Source organism: Enterococcus hailinensis (genome assembly GCF_045862035.1).
GTDB lineage: Bacteria > Bacillota > Bacilli > Lactobacillales > Enterococcaceae > Enterococcus_A > Enterococcus_A hailinensis.
The window spans coordinates 12,401-34,319 of sequence record NZ_BAAFRV010000020.1 but is presented as its reverse complement, the minus strand read 5'-3'; the positions used below and the strand labels follow the sequence as shown (position 1 = coordinate 34,319).

General features: G+C 38.6%; 18 protein-coding genes and 1 other annotated feature. Of the genes, 4 read left to right on the top strand and 14 right to left on the bottom strand.

Features of this window, described 5'->3' with window-relative positions; genetic code table 11:
* Positions 1-148: 148 nt before the first annotated feature.
* Together ACKTSC_RS11840 and ACKTSC_RS11835 are read right to left on the bottom strand one after the other, a co-directional pair.
* Complete coding sequence (locus ACKTSC_RS11840) at positions 149-1,909, bottom strand: ABC transporter ATP-binding protein (protein ID WP_407857711.1); 1,761 nt, start codon at positions 1,907-1,909, stop codon at positions 149-151.
* Entirely contained in the window at positions 1,906-3,636 is a 1,731-nt protein-coding gene (locus ACKTSC_RS11835) for an ABC transporter ATP-binding protein (protein WP_407857710.1), read from the bottom strand. The genes ACKTSC_RS11840 and ACKTSC_RS11835 overlap by 4 nt, the downstream gene beginning before the upstream one ends.
* Positions 3,637-3,994: 358 nt before the next feature.
* Here ACKTSC_RS11835 and ACKTSC_RS11830 point away from each other — a divergent pair, with 358 nt between their 5' ends.
* The 3 genes from ACKTSC_RS11830 to ACKTSC_RS11820 all read left to right on the top strand — a co-directional run bounded on the left by ACKTSC_RS11830 (position 3,995) and on the right by ACKTSC_RS11820 (position 6,637).
* Positions 3,995-4,207, top strand: a complete 213-nt coding sequence (locus tag ACKTSC_RS11830; protein ID WP_071857481.1) for a DNA-directed RNA polymerase subunit epsilon — start codon at positions 3,995-3,997, stop codon at positions 4,205-4,207.
* Position 4,208: 1 nt separating this feature from the next.
* Positions 4,209-5,885 carry a ribonuclease J1 gene (gene rnjA, locus ACKTSC_RS11825; protein WP_407857709.1) on the top strand — a complete coding sequence of 559 codons (1,677 nt, stop codon included), beginning with the start codon at positions 4,209-4,211 and terminating at the stop codon, positions 5,883-5,885.
* 242 nt (positions 5,886-6,127) lie between these two features.
* A complete protein-coding gene (locus ACKTSC_RS11820) occupies positions 6,128-6,637 on the top strand; it encodes a TetR/AcrR family transcriptional regulator (RefSeq protein WP_332580821.1) in 510 nt (169 codons plus the stop codon).
* Positions 6,638-6,692: 55 nt separating this feature from the next.
* On the opposite strand, the gene ACKTSC_RS11815 is transcribed toward ACKTSC_RS11820, so the two are convergent.
* The 9 genes from ACKTSC_RS11815 to ACKTSC_RS11775 all read right to left on the bottom strand — a co-directional run bounded on the left by ACKTSC_RS11815 (position 6,693) and on the right by ACKTSC_RS11775 (position 17,955).
* Positions 6,693-6,893 carry a cold-shock protein gene (locus ACKTSC_RS11815; RefSeq protein WP_407857708.1) on the bottom strand — a complete coding sequence of 67 codons (201 nt, stop codon included), beginning with the start codon at positions 6,891-6,893 and terminating at the stop codon, positions 6,693-6,695.
* A 154-nt stretch (positions 6,894-7,047) separates the two neighbouring features.
* On the bottom strand, positions 7,048-7,737 hold the full coding sequence (gene radC, locus ACKTSC_RS11810; protein WP_407857707.1) for a RadC family protein: 690 nt from the start codon (positions 7,735-7,737) through the stop codon (positions 7,048-7,050).
* Between the two features lie 56 nt (positions 7,738-7,793).
* Positions 7,794-8,453 (bottom strand): HAD family hydrolase, encoded by a 660-nt coding sequence (locus tag ACKTSC_RS11805; RefSeq protein ID WP_407857706.1) that lies wholly within the window; start codon positions 8,451-8,453, stop codon positions 7,794-7,796.
* Positions 8,440-9,759, bottom strand: a complete 1,320-nt coding sequence (locus tag ACKTSC_RS11800) for a bifunctional folylpolyglutamate synthase/dihydrofolate synthase (RefSeq protein WP_407857712.1) — start codon at positions 9,757-9,759, stop codon at positions 8,440-8,442. Before ACKTSC_RS11800 ends, ACKTSC_RS11805 begins: the two co-directional genes overlap by 14 nt.
* A 158-nt stretch (positions 9,760-9,917) precedes the next feature.
* On the bottom strand, positions 9,918-12,563 hold the full coding sequence (locus ACKTSC_RS11795) for a valine--tRNA ligase (protein ID WP_332580846.1): 2,646 nt from the start codon (positions 12,561-12,563) through the stop codon (positions 9,918-9,920).
* 75 nt (positions 12,564-12,638) lie between these two features.
* Positions 12,639-12,854 (bottom strand) — a binding site (T-box leader).
* Between the two features lie 33 nt (positions 12,855-12,887).
* Positions 12,888-13,523: a redox-sensing transcriptional repressor Rex gene (locus ACKTSC_RS11790; RefSeq protein ID WP_407855515.1), complete on the bottom strand. Its 636-nt coding sequence runs from the start codon at positions 13,521-13,523 to the stop codon at positions 12,888-12,890.
* A 186-nt stretch (positions 13,524-13,709) separates the two neighbouring features.
* The gene (gene thiI, locus ACKTSC_RS11785) at positions 13,710-14,918 is read right to left on the bottom strand and encodes a tRNA uracil 4-sulfurtransferase ThiI (RefSeq protein ID WP_407857705.1); all 1,209 of its coding nucleotides are present in this window, start codon (positions 14,916-14,918) and stop codon (positions 13,710-13,712) included.
* Positions 14,919-14,953: 35 nt separating this feature from the next.
* Positions 14,954-16,096: a cysteine desulfurase family protein gene (locus ACKTSC_RS11780; RefSeq protein ID WP_407857704.1), complete on the bottom strand. Its 1,143-nt coding sequence runs from the start codon at positions 16,094-16,096 to the stop codon at positions 14,954-14,956.
* A 137-nt stretch (positions 16,097-16,233) separates the two neighbouring features.
* Complete coding sequence (locus tag ACKTSC_RS11775) at positions 16,234-17,955, bottom strand: septation ring formation regulator EzrA (protein WP_407857703.1); 1,722 nt, start codon at positions 17,953-17,955, stop codon at positions 16,234-16,236.
* Positions 17,956-18,270: 315 nt separating this feature from the next.
* Here ACKTSC_RS11775 and ACKTSC_RS11770 point away from each other — a divergent pair, with 315 nt between their 5' ends.
* Complete coding sequence (locus ACKTSC_RS11770; protein ID WP_332580828.1) at positions 18,271-19,623, top strand: aspartate kinase; 1,353 nt, start codon at positions 18,271-18,273, stop codon at positions 19,621-19,623.
* Between the two features lie 16 nt (positions 19,624-19,639).
* Here ACKTSC_RS11770 and ACKTSC_RS11765 read toward each other — a convergent pair whose 3' ends face one another.
* Genes ACKTSC_RS11765 through ACKTSC_RS11755 form a run of 3 tightly spaced genes read right to left on the bottom strand, consistent with a single transcriptional unit; the run spans position 19,640 to position 21,875 of the window.
* A complete protein-coding gene (locus ACKTSC_RS11765) occupies positions 19,640-20,149 on the bottom strand; it encodes a pyrophosphohydrolase domain-containing protein (RefSeq protein ID WP_407857702.1) in 510 nt (169 codons plus the stop codon).
* Positions 20,150-20,194: 45 nt separating this feature from the next.
* Positions 20,195-21,031, bottom strand: a complete 837-nt coding sequence (locus tag ACKTSC_RS11760) for a Cof-type HAD-IIB family hydrolase (RefSeq protein ID WP_332580830.1) — start codon at positions 21,029-21,031, stop codon at positions 20,195-20,197.
* Positions 21,032-21,044: 13 nt separating this feature from the next.
* A complete protein-coding gene (locus tag ACKTSC_RS11755) occupies positions 21,045-21,875 on the bottom strand; it encodes a DUF72 domain-containing protein (protein ID WP_407857701.1) in 831 nt (276 codons plus the stop codon).
* Positions 21,876-21,919 lie beyond the last annotated feature (44 nt).

The window sequence follows — 21,919 nt, the reverse complement described above, 5'->3', positions numbered from 1 at the left end:
ACGCTTCATAACCACCTTCGCCATTTCGATAAGCTTCAACAACTTGTCTTTTGAACGCATCCGCGTATTTCACCATAAAAAACCCCCTAAGTTAGATTTTTTGGTCTAACTTAGGGGGCGCACTTCACTTTGCTCATACCTTTTCTATTTATTCTGTTTCTTCCATAAATTGGCTATTATACAATTGTTCGTAGAAACCATCTTGCGCTAACAATTCATCATGTGTTCCATGTTCGATGATATCGCCATCTCGCATGACCAAAATTAAATCAGCATCGCGGATCGTGGATAAACGATGAGCAATCACGAAACTTGTACGGCCCTCCATTACTCGATCCATCGCTTTTTGGATCAAACCTTCTAAACGCGTATCCACAGAACTGGTTGCTTCATCTAAAATCAAAATTTTAGGATCTGAAATGATCGCCCTAGCAATCGTTAATAATTGTTTTTGACCTAATGAGACGTTGTCCCCTTCTGAATTGATTTCCATTTCGTACCCACCTGGCATCGTACGAATAAAATGATCAACGTTCGCAGTTTTGGCAGCATCTACTACTTCATAATCAGTTGCATCTAAACGACCAAAACGGATATTGTCAGCAATCGTCCCTTCATATAACCAAGCATCTTGTAAAACCATCCCAAACTGTGAACGAACATCCGAACGATCCATTTCTTGAGTATTAACACCATCGATTAAAATTCTTCCACTATCAATATCATAAAAACGCATCAACAAATTGATTAACGTAGTTTTTCCAGCACCCGTGGGACCAACGATTGCTACCGTCTCGCCAGCCTTAACTTCAAAATTCAAATCGTTGATCAATGTTTTTTTCGAATCATAACCGAAGCGGACATGATCAAAAACAACATTTCCTTGAACAGGTTCTGGAAGTGGAACATCTTGTTCGTTTAATGTTTCTTCCGGTTCATCCAAAATCTCAAATACTCGTTTTGCCGAAGCAGACGCGCTTTGGATCATTGAAGAAAGCTGTGTGATTTCCCCCATCGGTTGGCTGACCTGCCAAATGTATTGGATAAACGCTTGTAATTGCCCAACTAAAATTACGCCGTGAATCACATTCCAACTACCTAAAATTGCCATAGCAATATAAGTAGCATACGCCGTCAACTGCACCAACGGCTGCATCATACTAGAAACAAATGCTGCGCGGAATCCGTAATGGCGTAATTGATGATTGACTTCACTGAATCCCTCAAGCGTTTCTTGTTCCCGTCCGTAAAGTTTCAACACACTAAAACCAGTCATATTTTCTTGAACAAAACCATTCAGTTCACCTAAAGAGTTCTGCATGCCTTGAAAATCTTTTTGCGAAACTTGGACGATTTTCCGTGAAATAATGATTGATAATGGAATCATGATGATCGAAAAAAGCGCCATTGTTGGATTGATGTAAAACATCATTCCAACGGCTAATAAAATTCCTAAGACCGCATTGATCGATTTGATGATAGCTTGTTGCATCGCATTGCTGACAGCATCCACATCATTAGTCACTCGGGATAAAATATTTCCTTGTTGATTGCGATCAAAATAAGAAACCGGTAGACGATTGATCTTGGCTTCGATGTCTTCACGCAGGTCACGCATCGCTGATTGAACAACGTTAGCCATCAACCATCCTGTTCCCAATTGTGTAATGCAATATAAAATCCCAACGATCACAATCACGACCAACCATTTGAAGACATAATCAAAATTGACAGCTTCACCTTGAGAGATATTTCTGCTGACTTCGGTCGTCGGCAGACCGGTCAAGTACGGCAGCCAAGTCCCTAACAACAACGTACCGATTGCTAAAATCAAAACCAGAATAAACGTTTTTTTGTAAGGATTGATATAATGCATCAACCGTTTTAAAGAAGAAGTGTATTTTCTCATGCTAATTCCTCCTTCGATAATTGTGAAGCGGCAATATCATAATAGATCGAACAATTTTCCAATAATTCTCGATGTGTCCCGATGCCGACAACGTCACCTTCATTCAAGACGATGATTTTATCCGCATGCATGATCGTTCCCACTCGTTGAGCGACGATCAACACAGCTGCGTCTGTCGTTTCTTTTTTTAGCCGTGCCCGTAATCTAGCATCCGTTTGATAATCCAATGCCGAAAAACTATCATCAAAAATATAGATTTCTGGTTGACGAATCACTGCACGAGCGATCGCCAACCGTTGTTTTTGTCCGCCAGAAAAATTACTTCCGCCTTCAGCTAATTTTTCTTCATAGCCATCTGGCTTTTGAGCAATAAAATCAGTAGCCTGAGCGATTTCGACTGCTCGCTCCATCTCTGCTTGGGTCGCATCTTTTTTCCCGTAACGTAAATTATCTGCGATCGTCCCAGTAAATAGTTGTGCTTTTTGTGGGATATACCCGATTTTTTCACGTAGATCTTTTAATTGATAATCGCGAACATCTTTCCCATCGACCAAAACTTGACCTTCCGTCACATCATAAAAACGGGGAATCAATTGAATCAGTGTCGATTTTCCTGATCCAGTACTTCCAATAAAAGCAACCGTCTCACCTGGCCCTGCGGTAAAACTAACGTTTCGAATCACTGGACTTTCTGCATGTCCTGGATAAGCAAAGGTCACATCACGAAATTCTAGTGAACTAGTTTCTTGTGGCGCAATCGCTTGTCCCGGTGCATTTTTTATCAATGGTTCCATATCAAAAACTTCTTGGATCCGTTCAGCAGAAACATTCGCGCGCGGATACATCATAAAGACCGTAGCAAAGAGCATAAACGAATACAAAGCATGAAAAATATATTCAATGAAAGCAATCAGTGTTCCGACTGCTAAGTTTCCATCACTAATTTGAAGCGTCCCATTCCAAATAATCAAGACCATCACGATATTAAACAGAAAGAAGAAGCCCGGTTGTGCGACCGCCATTAAATGAAACAAACTCTTCGAACTATTCGTATACGCATCGTTGACTAACCGAAAACGCAGCTCTTCAAACTTTTCATTGACGAAGGCTCGAATCACGCGTAAACCTGAGAGGTTCTCACGCAAGATACCATTGATATTGTCTAAGTTTTTTTGCTGCTTCGTGGATAATGGCTCTGAATATTTTGCCAATAGCAAAACAGCTAATAATAATATCGGTAGCGCCAACAAAACATAAATACCTAAACCTGGACTTGTTCGCATGATCAAATATAAACTCATCCCAAACATCATTGGAGTCATAAAACCCGTAGTTAGGATATTTTGCATAAACAACATGATTTGATACGCATCATTTGTTGTTCGTGTAATCAATGAGGATACGCCGATCTGTTCATACTCTGAATGAGAGAAACCTTGAATTTTTTCAAACAGATCGTCACGGATCGCTGCAACCATTCTAGAAGTGATCTGAGAACTAAAATAGCGCAATGAGATACTCATCACTACTCCGACGATCGTAATCGCAATCATCACAATCCCCATTTTTTGGATATAAGAAAAATCATTGTTGCCGATTCCTTTATCGATCATCATCGCCAATATCGTCGGCAATCCCAACTCGATCAAAATAAATCCAAACACACTGATGAAATCAAATAGCAATAACTTTTTATAGCGCCATGTATAGCGCAACATCAACTTCATTCTTTCTCGCCTCTTTCCATAACGTAATGATTTCAATATAGCACAGATGAAATACTAATGCCTGTTCATAGATTGATTTTTTTATTCCGATTTTTAGTCTTTCTGAAAATTTCTAAGGAATCCTCATTTCACTTCCTAGTTTCTATACTTCTTATTTATTCTGTGATAAACTACAAGTAATTGTTGTAAGAACAACCCAAAGAACGGTGAAATTGTTTTTTCAAGCAAGAAGCAAAGACGAGGCTTCTTCTCAATGAATTAGTCACTGCTAACCCATTGAGCATAAAAAAAAGGTGGCAGCCGCCCCTCATTTTGTCGTGGAAAAAATTGCTATTATGCAAATAAAGGAGATAGATTCATGATTTACAAAGTTTATTATCAAGAAACCAAAGAACGTAACCCAAAACGCGAGCAAACACAATCTTTATATGTGGAAGCTGAAAACGAAGAAATGGTACACAATTTATTGCGCGATAATACCCCATATAACGTGGAATATATCCAACTTTTAGAAGGCAATCATTTAGAATACGAAAAAGAAAATGCCGACTTCAAGTTAACGGAGTTCTAGTATGAAACTTTCGCTAAAAAACAATGAAACTGGTGTCTTTGCCATTGGTGGATTGGGCGAAATCGGAAAAAATATGTATGGGGTTCAATTCCAAGATGAGATCATCATCATCGATGCCGGAATAAAATTTCCCGAAGATGATTTACTAGGAATTGATTATGTCATTCCCGATTTTAGTTATGTTGTCCAAAACATCAATAAAGTCAAAGCCCTTGTGATCACTCATGGTCACGAAGATCATATCGGTGGTGTGCCTTATTTATTGAAGCAAGCCAATATCCCGATTTATGCTGGAGCTTTAGCTTTAGCTTTGATCAAAAATAAATTGGATGAACACGGATTATTACGTGATGCCGAATTACATGAAATCGATGAAGATTCAGTGATCCGCTTCCGTAAAACATCTGTCAGTTTCTTCCGCACCACTCACAGTATTCCTGATCCTTTAGGTGTCGTTGTTAAAACACCTTCTGGTAATATTGTAGAAACTGGAGACTTCAAGTTTGATTTCACTCCTGTTGGTCAACCTGCTAATTTACATCGGATGGCAAAACTTGGTGAAGAAGGCGTCCTATGTTTGCTTTCGGATAGTACCAATGCGGAAGTTCCGACTTTTACTAAGTCTGAACAAACTATCGGACAATCGATTTTGCGAATTATGGAAAAAATTGAAGGTCGAATCATTTTTGCTACCTTCGCTTCTAATATTTCTCGTTTGCAACAAGCAGCAACTGCTGCAGTTGCTACCGGTCGAAAAATCGCTGTTTTCGGACGCAGTATGGAAAATGCGATCGTCAATGGTCAAAAATTAGGTTATATCACTGTGCCGGATGGTACTTTTGTTGATGCACATGAAATCAATAATTTACCGGCCAATGAATTGATGATCTTATGTACAGGTTCTCAAGGGGAACCAATGGCGGCTCTTTCACGAATCGCAAATGGTACCCACCGTCAAATCCAAATTCAACCAGATGACACGGTGATCTTCTCAAGTTCTCCGATTCCTGGTAATACAACAAGTGTCAATCATTTGATCAACTTGCTATCTGAAGCGGGTGCGGAAGTCATTCATGGTAAAGTGAACAATATCCATACTTCTGGTCACGGTAGTCAACAAGAACAAAAATTGATGTTGCGACTAATGAAGCCTAAATACTTTGTACCGATCCACGGGGAATTTCGGATGTTAAAAATCCATGCCGGTTTGGCCCAGGATACAGGTGTCCCTGAAGATAATTGCTTTATTATGGAAAATGGAGATATATTGGCATTAACTGCTGACACTGCTCGCCGCGCTGGACATTTCAATGCAACAGATGTCTATGTTGATGGTAGTGGTATCGGAGATATCGGGAACGTTGTTTTACGTGACCGTCGAATTCTTTCTGAAGAAGGTTTAGTCTTAACTGTAGCCACAGTGGATATCGAGAAGAAAGAAATCTTGGCTGGCCCAGATATTTTATCTCGTGGTTTCGTCTATATGCGAGAATCTGGTGATATGATCAACGAAGGCCAACGAATTTTATTCCATGCTTTACGTGAAGCCCTTAATGAAGCGGGCTGTACTGAAGCCAAATTAAAAAATGCAATGGTTGCGGCCTTGCAACCTTACTTATTTGATCAAACAGAACGTCATCCAATGATCTTACCAATGATCATGACACTCGATGATTAAACGGAACAGCTATCTATAATCTAGGTAGCTGTTTTTTTATTTTCATTTTTATAACATGTATTATTTTTATGCTCACAAACGTTTTTAGCTTTTCCGCAATATAAATCAGAATTTTTAGTTGAATTAGTAAAATTGTAATTGACAAACCCTCAATTTATTTGCACAATAAAACATAGCAAAGATGGCTGATATTAATTATCGGTTATTTTAAAAATTCAAATTTAGATAAGGGAAGATTAATTATGGTAAGAACACAACGCGTGCAAAGAAGCCACATCATTGATGGTGCCTATCAACTGATCATTGATGAAGGGTTCAAAAAATTCCATGCTCGTAACATCGCTCAACACATTGCTTGCTCCACTCAACCGATATATCGTGAATTCGCCAATCTAGCCGAACTGAAGTCTGTTTTGATCAACCGTATTTTAATAAAGTACACTGACTTTTTAGAAGACCAGGAGCCGCAATCTTTAAGAGCTTTGTCAAAAACGATCATGAATTACGCTTTGGATTATCCCGATGAGTTTTACCGTTTCTTCCTACAAGATTCAGAAACGATTCAAGCTGTAAAACAAGTGACTCGTGAAATGTTTGCTGAGATCTGTCCAGAAAAAAGTCAAACCTTTGCCTATGATCTATTTTGGCAATATTGCATTGGCAAAGCGACCTTAGCCATCAATCATGCCAATCACAGTGAGGACCATTCAGAAGAAGATCTTTTCTTCAAAGCCGTTACCGAAACAAATTAATTTACTAATACACAAAAAAAAGCCTTAGAGAAGTCCTCTAAGGCTTTGTCGTTTTTTATTGTTTAACAACGTTTGTTGCTTGAGGTCCGCGGTCGCTTTCTTCAACGTCGAAAGTTACTGCTTGTCCTTCTTCTACAGTTTTGAAGCCGTCGCCTTGGATAGCTGAGAAATGTACGAATACATCGCTGCCGTCTTCGCGAGTGATGAAGCCAAAACCTTTTTCTGCGTTAAACCATTTTACTGTTCCGTTTTCCATGAATAAAATCCTCCTCGTGCGTAAGCACTTATTGATAGTTGTAACATTGCTAGCCTACGAAAAAGGAAACATCTGTATACCAACTCGTAACTCAAACAAAATTACATTTATAGTTTACCACCGAACCGATTATTCGCGCAAGGGTTTTCAACTACTACTTTAAGTACTTTTCTTCACGCAAACTGAAATATTTGGTTTCTCCAACAATGATGTGGTCTAACAATTCAATTCCCATCATTTCACCACACATACGTACCCTTTCAGTAAAATCTAAATCATTTTGTGAAGGCGTGGGATTTCCAGAAGGATGATTATGCCCAAGCGCTACTCTTGCAGCACTGATTCTAACTGCTTCACGAAAAATTTCACGCGGATGAGCAATCGATTGATTCAATGAGCCGATAAAAATTGTTTTTTGTAAAATAATTTCATTTTTTGTATTCAAAAAAAATGCCACTAAATGCTCTTGTGGGCGGTCTTTTAATTCATTGATCAATAATTGTCCTAAGGTAAAACTAGACTGAATTTTTCCTAACTTTGGCTGCAGCGAACGATTGATCCGATAGCCGAACTCCATCATGGCTTTTAACTCGATTGCTTTAGTTATCCCAATTCCTTTAAATTGCTGGAGCTCTTGCAACGTCGTGTGTTTCAAATCATAGAGCGTTGGATAAGTTCTCAAAATAGTCGCTGCTAAGTCCATTACATTTTGTTGGCGGGAACCATTTCGCAAAATAATTGCTAGTAATTCCTGATCCGATAGATGACGTTCTCCTTCTCGTACTAAACGTTCTCGTGGCCATGAACTCTCAGGCAGTTCTTGTAACAGTGAATTTTTTTCCATAAAAAACTCCTTTGCCTACTTTTCAGTAAAATACGCAAAGGAGTAAGGTGATTACTTTATGCTTCTAAAAAATCGATTACTTCATGAAGTGAGGGCAGGACTTTGATTGTTTTGGCTTCCAATTCTTCTGTAGGCGGTAAAATATCGGGAACCATAATAACTGGAACTCCGGCACCCTCTGCAGCGAGGATACCATTTTTAGAATCTTCTAAGACCAACCCATTTGCTGGCTGGATTGCTAAACGTTCTGCTGCGATCTTAAAAATTTCTGGATCAGGTTTCGCAAACTGCACATCTTCAGCAGAAATGATAGTCGAAAATTTATCTCTGATTCCAGCGTGTTCTAAGAGTACTTCAATGACTGGGCGAACATTACTTGAAGCAACTACCCGTGGAATTTTTTGTGCTTCTAGATAAGCTAGCAACTCATGAACGCCTGGTTTTAAAGCAACCTTTCCAGACTTAAACTGCTCATGAGCCATCCCCCAACTCTTATCGATAAATGCTTGAACCGTTGCTTGACCATGGTCAGCATACATTTTATGAAATTCTTGCCAAACTTCTTCATCAGATACCCCAATAAAGCGGCTGTAGATTTCTTTATCAAAAGGCAAACCGTATTCATCTGCGACTACTTGATTGGCTTCGTAATAAATTGACTCCGTATCAAACAACAAACCATCCATGTCAAAAATAATTCCTTTAATTTTTTCCATTTGCGCCTCCTAAGTTTAATAATAATTGACGTACTTCAGATACAAAGTACAACGAACCCGTAATCAACAGTAAATCTTCTTGTCCCATATCTTCCAATAGTTCGCCTAATCCAAACTGCCATAAGGAAACTACATCAAAACGGCTATCTACCGTATCAAAACGACTTAAGTCTAAGGCATTTGGGTATTCAAATGTCGTTAGATAAATTTTTGAATTAGGAATGTCTGATAATAAATCTAACATTTGATCAATGTCCTTTGTTTCCAACGCTGAAAACAAAATTTTGACTCGATAATTTCTAAATTCGCGTTTAACATTTTCCACTAACCGTTTGACGGCATGACCATTATGAGCCCCATCCATAACGATCAATGGTTCTTCACTGATTTTTTCCATTCGTGCAGGCCAAACGGCGTTACTCAACCCTTTTTGAACGGTTTTTTCTTCAAAGGGTAATCCGATCAACTCACAATATAGATGGAATAATTCGATCGCTACTCCAGCGTTCTCTATTTGGTGACGGCCTAATAAAGAAACTTTCAATGGTGATAGTTTTCCACCATTATCAGTAAAACTAAAGAGTTCGCCCCAAGTCGGATCAGGGTGAAGATAATCCACTTGGTATTCTTCACCATAACGATACATCTTAGCTGTCTCTAACGCAGCCTTTTCAATAATTTCAATTAATGGACCAGTAGTGATTTTCCCCGTTACAACTGGAATATTTTTTTTGATGATCCCAGCTTTTTGCTGAGCGATCTCATTCAATGTGTCTCCTAAGATCTCCATGTGGTCATAACCAATCGTCGTAATAGCTGTCAACAAAGGTTTGACCACATTCGTTGAATCTAATAATCCACCCAGACCTACTTCGACTACTGCAACATCAACTTTTTCTGCTGCAAAATAATCCAACATGATCGCGGTTAAAATTTCAAATTCTGTGATTCCGCCGACTTTTGGATCTAAATCTAATTCAGCTACGATCGGTTGGTATTTTTTGACATAATGAATCAATGCCTGATCTGTGATTGGTTTGGCATCAATAGCGATCCGTTCATTGAACTCTTCAATATAAGGTGATGTAAAACTCCCGACCGTTACACCGGCTTCCATCAACATACTACGTAAGTAGGCTACGGTTGAACCTTTCCCATTAGTTCCCGCAATATGGATCGTGGGAACAATATCTTCTGGATTTCCTACTTTAGCTAATAACGCTTGGATCCGATCAAGACCTGGTCGTGAACCAAATTTTTTTCGACTATGAATCCAATCAATTGCCTCTTCTATCGTCAAAGCGATTCACCTCTTTGATTCTCTATCATTTTTATCTATCTCTAGTATAGCAAAGTTTAGAAGAGAAAGTCCGGCTGAAGGAAGCAATTGGTCAAAAAGAAAAAGTAACAGTTAAAAAAGGTCGGAACAAAAGGAATAATCCTATTGTTCCGACCTCCGTTTTTTTAAGAAATAGTACGTAAGCTTTCGATTCGTTCTTGAACCGCTGCTTGTTTTTCTAAATAATCTTTTTCTTTTGCACGTTCTTCTGCTACAACATTTTCCGGCGCATTTGCAACAAAACGTTCATTCGCTAATTTTCCTTGAACACGTTTCACTTCGCCAGTCCATTTTGCTAATTCTTTTTCCAAACGTTTGATTTCTTCTTCGATATTGATCAAACCAGCTAAAGGTAGATAAATTTCGGCACCAGTTAATACCGCGGACATCGCTAAATCAGGTGCTGTGATATCACTTGCAATCACCAACTCCTCTGGGTTACAGAAACGTTCGATATAACTAGTATTTTCAATCAAGAATTCATCTACTTTAGGGTCACTTGTTTTGATCAATAAAGTAATTGGTTTTGAAAGTGGTGTATTCACTTCTGCTCGAATATTACGAACTGAACGAATCAATTCTTTCAAAACTTCCATTCCTTTAGCGGCTGTTTCATCATTGTTTTCTGGTTGGACAACTGGATAATCAGCTACAACTAATGATTCACCAATATGTGGAATCTTAGCCCAGATTTCTTCAGTAACGAATGGCATGATCGGATGTAATAAACGCAACGTTTGATCTAATACATAAACTAAAATACTTTTCGTTGTTTGTTTAGCTGTTTCGTCTTCACCATAAAGAATTTCTTTACTCATTTCGATATACCAGTCACAGAAATCATCCCACATGAAGTTATACAATTGGCGACCTGCTTCACCAAATTCAAATTGATCAAATAGGTTGGTTACTTTTTCAATCGTTTCATTCAAGCGAGTCAAGATCCAACGATCAGCAACTGTTTTTTCACCAGAAAAATCAATATCTTCTGCAGTGAAATCTTCAACATTCATAATCACGAAGCGAGAAGCATTCCAAATTTTATTGATAAAATTCCAAGCAGCATCCATTTTTTCATAACTGAAACGAACGTCTTGTCCTGGTGCAGAACCAGTTGATAAGAACCAACGTAAAGCATCGGCACCATATTTTTCAATTACGTCCATTGGATCAATTCCGTTACCTAATGATTTACTCATCTTCCGACCTTGTTCGTCACGGATCAATCCGTGGATCAACACGTTTTTAAATGGACGTTCATCTGTGAATTCCAAACTTTGGAAAATCATTCGGCTTACCCAGAAGAAAATAATGTCATACCCAGTTACTAATGTGCTCGTTGGAAAATAGCGTTTGTAATCTTCACTATTTTCATCTGGCCAACCCATCGTTGAAAATGGCCATAGAGCTGAACTGAACCATGTATCTAGAACATCAGGATCTTGTTCCCAATTTTCAGGATCTTTTGGTGCTTCCATTCCTACATACATTTCTCCCGTTTCTTTATGGTACCAAGCTGGGATGCGATGTCCCCACCATAATTGACGCGAGATCACCCAGTCGTGAACATTTTCCATCCAAGTCATAAATGTATTATTGAAACGTGGTGGGAAAAATTCCACCGCATTGTCTGTCCCTTGGTTTTCGATCGCTTGTTCAGCTAACGGTGCCATTTTAACAAACCATTGGGTTGACAAACGAGGTTCAACAACGACTCCTGTACGTTCAGAGTGACCAACACTGTGAACCATTTTTTCAACTTTGATCAAACGACCGATTTCTTTCAAGTCAGCAACGATTGCTTTACGCGCTTCAAAACGATCCATTCCAGCATATTTACCCGCACGTTCATTCATGCTGCCATCAGGATTCATCACATTTACCCGTGGCAAGTCATGACGATTACCGACCTCAAAGTCATTCGGGTCATGAGCTGGCGTGATCTTAACGGCCCCTGTTCCAAATTCACGATCAACATAACTATCCGCAATAATCGGGATTTCTTTATCTACTAACGGTAAAATCGCCATTTTACCAACTAAATCTTTATAACGATCGTCTTCTGGGTGAACTGCGATCGCTGTATCACCTAACATTGTTTCCGGACGAGTTGTCGCGATTTCTAAAACGCCGCTGCCATCAGCCAAAGGATATGAAACATGATAGAATGCGCCTTCCAAATCTTTATGGATCACTTCGATATCAGATAAAGCGGTTTTAGCTTGCGGATCCCAGTTGATGATATATTCACCGCGATAAATCAGGTCTTTTTCATACAGTGAAACGAATACTTTACGAACAGCATCAGATAAGCCATCATCTAATGTAAAACGTTCACGACTATAATCTAATGACAGGCCTAATTTTGACCATTGTTCACGGATATGTCCAGCATATTCATCTTTCCATTCCCACACTTGGTCAACAAATTTTTCGCGTCCAAGATCATAACGGGAAATCCCTTGTTCACGTAATTTTTCTTCAACTTTTGCTTGAGTCGCAATTCCAGCATGGTCCATTCCAGGCAACCACAACGTATCAAATCCTTGCATCCGTTTTTGACGGATGATCATATCTTGTAATGTCGTATCCCATGCATGACCTAAATGCAATTTCCCCGTAACATTTGGTGGCGGGATAACAATTGAATAAGGTTTAGCCTTTTTATCTTCTGATGGTTTGAACAAATCTTGATCTAACCATTTTTGATAACGACCAGCTTCGACTTCTTGTGGATTAAACTTTGTTGGTAAATTTTCAGTCATAGTGATTCCTCCTAAAAAATTTGATTATCTAATAAATCAACTGAATGATACTCATAAAAAAAGTCCTAGAACACAGTTGTGTTCTAGGACGTAAAATACGCGGTACCACCTAAATTGCAGAAACATTTTTCTGCCGCTCAATCATGGGTTAACGGTCATGTGCCGTGTATTCTTACTAGCATTTAGAATACAGAACTCCCAAGCTACCTTCCATGAGTCAAAGTGAAAATGTTCCAGCCTTGCATTTTCTCTCTAAAACTTTTGTTCTCATGTACTCCTCTTGATCATCGTCTGAATCATTCTACAATGAACAGTAAAACTTGTAAAGACCTACTGACCATCAAAATAAATCAATGTTTGTAATTCCGAGGTCAAATCAATGTAATGGACATGAACATTTTCTGGTACGACCAATGGATCCGGTGCAAAATTCAAAATTGCTGTGATACCATTCTCTACCACTTGGTCAATGGCTTGTTGGGCATTTTGACTTGGAACGGTAGAAATCGCAACGGTGATTTTTTCTTGTTTCAAGACTTTATTCATCTCATCAATTGAATAGATTCGATAGCCACAAAGTTCTTGGCCGATCTTTGTCGGATCATTATCGAAAGCACAAACGATTTTCAAATTTTCATTTCGCCGAAAATTATTATGCAAAAGTGCTTGTCCTAAATTTCCACAGCCAATCAAAGCAATCCGTTTTTCTTCCTTTGTATCCAGCATGTCACTAAACACTTTAATTAAATCGCTTACATTATAACCATAACCACTACGTCCTAATTCTCCAAAATTAGAGAAATCTCTACGAATCGTTGCTGAACCAACTTGAGTCATTTTACTTAACTCAGAAGATTTTATTCGAGTTATTCCATTTTTTTCTAGTCCTTTTAAACATCTTAAATATAATGACAAGCGCTTAGTCGTCGCTTTGGATAATTTTGGTTTTTCAATGAGTTGTTCCATCGTCATTCCCCTTTCATTTATAAAATGTGAGTTACCATTTTGCTTAACCGACCGACTAGTCAATTAAAAAACAGTCTTTGTTAATTTTTTCACATAATTAATTTTAACATGCCCTTTTTTTATTCGCAATCCTTCTACAAAAAAAGAAGTTGAAACCAAAGTATTTCTACTTTGGTCTCAACTTCTTTATAGTAAATCAGCAAATTCTTCTGCTTTTTCTGATTGAGCTGGCATAATCTCTTCTTGTTTTAAACCTGCTAAACAGCGAGCCATCAATCCCTCAATATCTAAACGCTCTTCCAATTCTAAAACTTTTTCTAGTTTTGGACGGGTTTTAGGTTGAGGCGGCGCAAAAATAGTACAGCAATCTTCAAATGGTTGGATTGCCAATTCAAACGTGTCGATTTTTTCAGCTAATTCGATGATTTCTGTTTTATCCATCGTTACTACTGGACGAATGATCGGAGTCGTTGTTACTTCATTGATCGCAACCATGCTGTGCAACGTTTGAGAAGCGACTTGCCCTAGTGATTCACCATTAACGATGACCAATCCTTGACGCATTTCGCGGATAGCATCTGTCAAACGTAACATCATACGACGGGTCAAAGTCATCCAATAACCTTGTGGACTATGTTGTTTGATTTCTTCTTGAATCTCAGTAAAAGGCACTTCGATAAATTGAATACCGCCAACATAAGGTGTCAATTTTTCAGTCAGATCTTTTGCTTTTTGTAATGCTTGTTCGCTTGTATACGGTGGGCTAGCAAAATGGACCGCTTCGATTTCAACTCCACGCTTCATCGCTAAGTAACCCGCGACTGGCGAATCAATTCCACCAGAAAGCATCAACATACCACGACCACTAGTACCGACTGGTAATCCACCAGCACCTTTGATTGTTTCATAAGAAAGATAGGCATGTTCACGACGGATCTCTACACGTAAATTGATATCGGGACGTTTCATTTGAGCCTTGATACCCGGTAAAACATCGATCACAGCGTCTCCAAGAAATTGTTGTAATCCGTGGCTGTCTAATTCAAAAGCATGATCACTTCGTTTAGCAGTAATTTTGAACGTTTCTGTTCCAGTATAGATTTCTTGCATGATTTTTTGGGTCATAGCTTTTAATGCATCTAAATCTTTTTCAACTTGGATGCTAGGTGAAAAAGTTTGAATCCCAAAAACTTTTTCTAATTTGGGTAATACTAACTGACTATCTTCACCATTTAATAAAATATGCATCCGATCACGATCAGCATGGATCTTCAAGTTAGGGAATTCTGCTAAAGCCCCTCGGACATTCCTTGCTAATCGCATGATAAAGCTTCGGCGATTTTTACCTTTGGTCGATAGCTCACCATAACGTACCATTATTTCTGTGTATTGCACGTTCATTCTCCTTAATTATAGAACTCATTTTTGGGTTAATTGATTTTCGAAAACTTGTCATACAAATGATTGAAGACAACCATGAATTGTTCAGCCTCAGCCATTGTATTAGCCTCATCTAGACTGATCCGAATAGCCGTCGTTGCTATTTCATGCGGGATTTTCATCGCATGCAAGGTTGAACTGTCGACTTTTTTACGGCTTGAACAAGCACTGGTCGTCGAGACAAAAATTTGTTTTTCTTCTAAAGCATGGACCAACACTTCGCCTCGGATCCCTTTGATACCAAACGTTAAAATATGCGGTGCGAAGTCCTCGTCACCAGAAAAAATTGTTACTTTTTCGTAACCGGCTAAGGCTTCTTTCAAATAGTGACGAATCAATCCAGTATGATTTGGGCGTTCGTTTTTCTTCTCTAAATGGATACGTAATGCCCGACTCATCGCAACGATTGCTGGCGTATTTTCTGTCGTTGCCCGTTGCCCACTTTCTTGTCCACCACCATTTAATAATGGTGCCAACTTGCGGCCAGCTTTCCAGTAAATAAAACCAACACCGCGTGGTCCGTGAAACTTATGTGCTGAAAATGTAGCAAAATCTACCCGTGGGGTTAACCATTTTGCTTGATCGACTTTACCGATTGCTTGAACAGCATCTACATGAAAATGGATCGTTGGGTAAGCTTCAAGCAACTCGCTGATGGCTTCGATTGGTTGGATAGAACCAATCTCATTGTTAACGCCCATGATCGAAACTAAAATCGTTTCTGGTCGTATCAATTCAGCCAATTTATCGACTTGAACAAATCCAGCTTTATCAACAGGGGCTAGGCTGACTTCAAACCCTAACTCTTTTAGTTGTTCAGCGGTTCGACTAACAGCTGGATGTTCGATACTTGATATGATCAAATGATTTCCATATTCACGTTTTTCGATTGCTGTACCTTTTAAGACCCAATTGTCTCCTTCAGTTCCACCACTCGTAAAATAAATCTCATTTTCTTTTGTCGCTAATAACTCAGCAATCTGTTTACGAGCTTGCTGAAGCAAACGATTCGCTTGTGTTCCTAAGCCATGAAGACTTGAAGGATTTCCCATCACACGCTGACTCGTTTTTAAATATGTATCAAGTGCTAGCGGATAAATAGCTGTCGTTGCACTATTATCAAAATAAATCATGTTTAAACCTTCCTTCAAAAATTCTTTCCTATTATAGCGAGAAAGCTTGAACTCTTCAAGTATTCCCGAAAAATAATACTTATCACAACGGGAACGTATCTTTTTCTTTACAAAAAAAAGCTGAGCGACTGCTCAGCTTAAACTAAATCACGATTATTGAAATAAAAATCTTCGATCCGTTTGAACGCACCTGGTTCCACTCGTTCCAAAGCTGTTCCGATTTCATCAAGAGCATCTTGGTAACGGTATTCTTTATTAAACAGTTCTAAACTATTTTCGATCGCTGTTTTGATTTCCGGATGTGTATGACGATAACGATTAGCATATTGCATCATTTGTTCTGTTAATGCAGCAGCATCAACTAAGTCATACGTTTTTTGATCTAATAATTCGATGTCCTCATCACAAAGACTAACCAATTTATTGATGTCTTGCATGTTGATACGAATCTTATTCAATGAGTTACTTAACTCTTCCACTCGATCTGTTGCAACAAAGAAAAATTCTAAGTAGTCGCCTGGTAAACCTGGCAAACGTTGTTGTTCGACATAGCGTTTCAATGCACGTAAACGGAACTCATATTTTTCAATTTTTTCAGCTGCTTCTTTTTCACCTTTACGCAATTCATGTAGATCATCATCGATTTCAACTTGTTTCGTTTCGATATCATCTAACACTTTGAATGCATCTCGGTAAAAGACTTGAACTTCTGAGTAAGGCAATTCATGTTTATCAATTTGAGGATTCATATTACGATTGCGGCGTTCTAATTCTTCGATTTCTGTCTGGAAGCCGCGAGCACGGCCTAACTCATTATTATTCAATGCATAACTTTGAGAAGTATGATCAAGCTCTACCATTAATTGATGGTTGTTACGAGAAGCATGTGAGATGTATTCCTCGATCGTCTTACGATTCGTCGTTACGTATTTCTTCGCTTCAAATTCTTTTTCTAATGTTGTATATAAATCATCGATCAATTCAGCCGTTTCTTTATTTTCAGCTTCAACTGTGCTTAATTCGATTTTTTCTAAATCTTCTAATGAACGTTCTACATGATGTTTGACTTTATCTAAGCGCTCTTCAAAATCATCTTCCGGCAACACAAAGTGGTCAGTCATCATTTTATCGTAGGTCTTTTCTAATTCATCAATCTGACTCGGGAATGTTTTCTCAAGATCTTCATAGATGACTGGAACTTTCTGCATCGTTGCTTGAACTTCATAAGTATGCTTCTCTGCATCATCCAATACTTCACGTGCCTCGATCGGATCGCCAGAAGTGTTTAGCGTAACGAATTGCGTAAATTCGATTTCGACATTTTTAACTTGTTTCTGAATCTCAGGTAAAGCTGGGCCAAAACTTTCTTTCTTTTCCTTTAGGTCTTTTTTTAATTCTTCAAACACATCTAATGCTTGTTGAACAGCTAATGAATTACGTTCTTCTGTTTCACGTAATTCTTTTAGACCCGCTCGGATACCCTCTACTTCTTCTTCCATTTCAGTCATCGTCCGTTCAGCACTTTCAATTGCTGATTTACCTTGCATAAAACGGAAAGTTTCATTTTGACTTTCAACTTCAAAGATTTGACTTTCTAACTCCGCGAAAGACTTCGTTGAAACATCTGTCCATTTTTGGTTCCATTCACGGAAAGTATTTTGACTTTGGCCTACAAGATGCATTTTTTTGACTTCGTCGACTTCTTCTACAACCGGAAGATCGAACAATGCTTCTTTCCTTCTATCTAGCTCTTTTAAGCGTTCTTGATTCTTTTTCTTCATCAGATAACCGACCAAGTATAGTGCGGCCGCTAAAATAACTAGACCGATTACGATCCCTATGATTGCATTACTTCCCATGTATGATTTTCCTTTCGCTTGTCAAGATTCAGTTTTATTTAATGGTTCGCTTGTATCAGTTTTTTGGCAAAAACATCTAACGTAGATTATAACACAAAAGCCTTTATGCTTCACTAGCTAGTTTTGAATTCCTTCGAAAAGTCCTTGCACAGCCACTCTTCATGTTAGCATTTTTTAAATTGACCTTCAATTCCAAATGGTTTAAGAAAAATGTAATTTTATGAAACTTTCTTTTAAAATAAGGCGAAAATCCTCTTGAAATTACAGGACTTTTCAGATAGTATTAAATCCACATTAAAATAAGAGGTGATTAAAGTGAAAGTGATCAAATTTGGCGGAAGCTCTGTTGCTTCAGCTGAACAAGTAAAAAAAGTCTTAGACATCGTCACTAGCGACTCAAGTCGTCGGTTCGTTGTCGTTTCTGCTCCAGGAAAGCGAAACAATAAAGACAAGAAGGTCACCGACTTATTGATTAGTTTTTATCATGCCGTTGCCTATAAAAAAAAGACTGAAGAAATTATCCGTGAAATCGTAGCGAGATATACCGAAATCGCTGCAGCTTTTCACATAGATGAAGATATCGAAAATACCTTTACCTCAGAGTTAAAACTGCTTCAAGCTAGTTATGATGAAGCAGATCCTTACACATTGGATCGCTTTTTAGCCAGCGGAGAAAATTTGAATGCGCAGCTGATTGCGGCCTGTTTCAAAAAACAAGGGGTCAATGCCCGTTACATCAATCCCAAAGAACTAGGGATCTTAGTTACTAATGAGCCTCAAAATGCCTTGATCTTGGAAGAATCCTACGAAAAAATCGTTCAATGGCGAGACTCAGAAGAAATTTTGATTATTCCAGGCTTTTTTGGTTACACCAAAGATGGCCAATTATGTACTTTCTCACGTGGCGGTTCTGATATTACCGGCTCGATCGTTGCTGCTGGACTCAATGTCGACTTATATGAAAACTTTACTGATGTGGATGGTATTTATTCTGCCAGTCCCAAATTAGTCCATGAGCCTAAATTGATTGAATATGCAACGTATCGTGAAATTCGTGAATTGACCTATGCGGGTTTTACCGTTTTTCATGATGAAGCATTGATGCCAGCCTTTAAAGCTCAGATTCCCGTGATCATTAAGAACACCAATAATCCTGATTGCCAAGGGACATTGATCAAGAAAAACTTTACCGATGAAGTTCGTAGTGACGTTGTTGGTGTCGCAAGCGATACGGGTTTTTGTGTTATCACGATTGCTAAATATTTATTGAACCGTGAAGTTGGAATCGTTCGTCGCATCTTGCAGATTTTAGAAGACTTTAATCTTCGTTTTGAACATATGCCTTCTGGGATCGATGATATTTCAATTATTTTACGCGAATATCAGTTGACGCGGGAAACGGAAACAAATTTATTGAAACAAATCGAAGAACAGATCAAACCAGATGATCTCTCGATCGAACATGGTCTTTCTGTCGTGGCTTTAGTTGGTGAAGGGATGCGGGAACGTCCAGGAATCACTGCAGATAGTACTGCTGCCTTCGCTCGAAAAGATGTTAACTTACGCATGATCTCTCAAGGAGCCGATGAACGCTGTATTATCTTTGCTATTCGCAGTGAGCAAGAGCGGCTTGCCGTTCGCTCCCTGTACTATACGTTCTTTGACTAATCAAAAAGGAAACGCCTTATTCGGCGTTTCCTTTTTGTCGTTCTAATTCTTTTTGGATCAAAGGTTCGGGGGCAAATCTTTGGGCCCAGTCTTCAGGCTTTAATACCTTATTGGTAATTGGATGGTAACGTGGCTTGCCATCGGGAAATAATTTCCCCATATTCGCTCGATGAACAATTTTAAAAATCGGCTGCGGGTCAACACCGATCAAAGCAAAAGAACCATAAGTAAAATACAAAAGATCCGTCAATGCATCCACTTCAGCAGTTAAGGGATCTACCACCGGCTCACCTTTACTCAAGACTTTTAATTTTGCTTGGTCCACACTCTGGTGCAGTTCTGCAACATATTCAGCAAAAAGTTTTTCATCACCTTCAGCTACAGCATATAAAAATTCGACAATTTCTTCGGCTTTAAAACCGGCTCGAAATTTCCCTCGATCTGGGGTGAAAGCCGTTGGTGTATTTGGTGGTGTTGGCGCAAATGTCTCATGAAATTCACGAGCCATCTGATAAGGATCTTTCATTGATCTATTCCCTCTTTTCAATAAAACAATCTATTTTTAGCTACATTAAATAATTTTAAAATGTTTCAATGCTTGAGAAATACCATCTTTTTCATTGGTATTCGTTACATAATCAGCCTGTTCTTTGACTTCCGCCAAGCCATTGCCCATCGCCACACCAATACCAAAATGTTTGATCATTTCGATATCATTGTAGTGATCGCCAAAAACCATCACTTCTTCCGGTTTAATATCAAAAGCCTTGATGCATTCAATGATGCCATGATATTTTGATCCATCTTTAGGAACGATATCTACGGAGTAAGGATTGGAACGCTGGAAAGAACAATCCGGTAATAATTCTTGTAAGCGCGGTGTTTCTTCTTCAGCGCTGAACAGCACACATTGATAAATCGGTTCTTTCAAGATCGATAATTTCCGATAGCGTTCTTTTTTACGTCTAGGACTAAATGACTGCAGCAAACGCTTTGTAGACCTGACTGGAAACCATTTAGGCATCCAACCAGCGATCTGTTTTAATAAAGCTTTTTGGGACCATTTCATCAATTGGCTACCATCCATTCGAGTACGGCTACCAAAAATAATTTGTCGATGTTCTTCATCAGCAAAATCAACGATTTGATCTAAATTAACCTTCGTAAATGGTCGACAATAAATGTCTTGATCATGGGTATACACCAATTGGCCATTATACATCACAAAAAGATCCAATTCTAAATGATCGATTCGTTCTTCTATTTTTACGGGACCACGCCCTGTAGCGACCCCGCATAAAATCCCTTGAGCTTGAGCTGCCTTGACGGCTGCGCGTGTACTATCCAATACTTCTGAATCATTCGTCGTCAAGGTCCCATCGATATCAAAAAAAATAGCTTTTATCATAAAACTCCCTCGTTTAAAATAAATCAATTTGGCTCGGATTCAATCCTTCATAGTTTAATTGAAGGATTTTTTTTAATTGGAGTGCATTATCTGCCGCATCTCCGCCCGAATTATTATTAAATATGATACCAACTTCTGTTGAATTTTCTGCGACTTTTTCGATTTTCTCAGCTAAAATTTCTAATTCTGCTTGATTGTAACGATAAAGTGTTCGTTTTTTTCGCCAGTCGCCGGTTCGATCATTCCAATATGTTTGATTGCGTCCATGAAAACGAAATAAACTAAACTGTTGATTCGTGATCGTTGTGTCTAACGGTACTGTATCTGGCAGTTGTGGTTCATCCACCATCACAAGACTAAAATTTAATTTTTTCATCAGCTGATGCGTTTTTACATTGAATTCTTTGGCATACCAGCTATGATCACGTAATTCGATCGCTACCGGTAATTCATTGAACAATTCAGCGAGCGTTTCTAAATAAGCGACGCTCGCTTTTGTACATTTAAATTGTGCGGGAAATTGCGCTAAAAAGCAAAATAATTTTTTACTTTTGATCATAGGATCCATCACTTCTAAAAAATGGTCTCTCATTGCAGTGATAGAAGAATAATTTTCTTCCCATTTTGCTTGACCGGTGAACCCAGCATAAAGCTTAACTACAAATTTAAAACTTGAGGGCACTTGACTCAACCAATTTTCGACTGAATGCGTATTAGCGATCGCATAATAATTGGTATCCAATTCTACTAATGGCAAGTATCCTGCGTAGTCATAGAGAGACGAGTTTTTCTTTCCGGTCAAACTGACATGTTCATTAAAAGAAGTTAATCCAATTCGAATCATAGTTTGCTAGCCCCCTTTAGTTTCATAGTATACAATAAAGATAG

What these genes read in the sequence shown, in the direction of transcription:
- ACKTSC_RS11835 (WP_407857710.1), bottom strand. Translation starts at nt 3,636, where the DNA reads ATGAAGTTGATGTTGCGCTATACATGGCGCTATAAAAAGTTATTGCTA.
- ACKTSC_RS11815 (WP_407857708.1), bottom strand. Translation starts at nt 6,893, where the DNA reads ATGGAAAACGGAACAGTAAAATGGTTTAACGCAGAAAAAGGTTTTGGC.
- ACKTSC_RS11840 (WP_407857711.1), bottom strand. Translation starts at nt 1,909, where the DNA reads ATGAGAAAATACACTTCTTCTTTAAAACGGTTGATGCATTATATCAAT.
- ACKTSC_RS11790 (WP_407855515.1), bottom strand. Translation starts at nt 13,523, where the DNA reads ATGGAACAACTCATTGAAAAACCAAAATTATCCAAAGCGACGACTAAG.
- ACKTSC_RS11765 (WP_407857702.1), bottom strand. Translation starts at nt 20,149, where the DNA reads ATGAAAGATCCTTATCAGATGGCTCGTGAATTTCATGAGACATTTGCG.
- ACKTSC_RS11760 (WP_332580830.1), bottom strand. Translation starts at nt 21,031, where the DNA reads ATGATAAAAGCTATTTTTTTTGATATCGATGGGACCTTGACGACGAAT.
- radC (WP_407857707.1), bottom strand. Translation starts at nt 7,737, where the DNA reads ATGGAAAAAAATTCACTGTTACAAGAACTGCCTGAGAGTTCATGGCCA.
- ACKTSC_RS11780 (WP_407857704.1), bottom strand. Translation starts at nt 16,096, where the DNA reads ATGATTTATTTTGATAATAGTGCAACGACAGCTATTTATCCGCTAGCA.
- ACKTSC_RS11830 (WP_071857481.1), top strand. Translation starts at nt 3,995, where the DNA reads ATGATTTACAAAGTTTATTATCAAGAAACCAAAGAACGTAACCCAAAA.
- rnjA (WP_407857709.1), top strand. Translation starts at nt 4,209, where the DNA reads ATGAAACTTTCGCTAAAAAACAATGAAACTGGTGTCTTTGCCATTGGT.
- ACKTSC_RS11805 (WP_407857706.1), bottom strand. Translation starts at nt 8,453, where the DNA reads ATGGAAAAAATTAAAGGAATTATTTTTGACATGGATGGTTTGTTGTTT.
- ACKTSC_RS11755 (WP_407857701.1), bottom strand. Translation starts at nt 21,875, where the DNA reads ATGATTCGAATTGGATTAACTTCTTTTAATGAACATGTCAGTTTGACC.
- ACKTSC_RS11820 (WP_332580821.1), top strand. Translation starts at nt 6,128, where the DNA reads ATGGTAAGAACACAACGCGTGCAAAGAAGCCACATCATTGATGGTGCC.
- ACKTSC_RS11775 (WP_407857703.1), bottom strand. Translation starts at nt 17,955, where the DNA reads ATGGGAAGTAATGCAATCATAGGGATCGTAATCGGTCTAGTTATTTTA.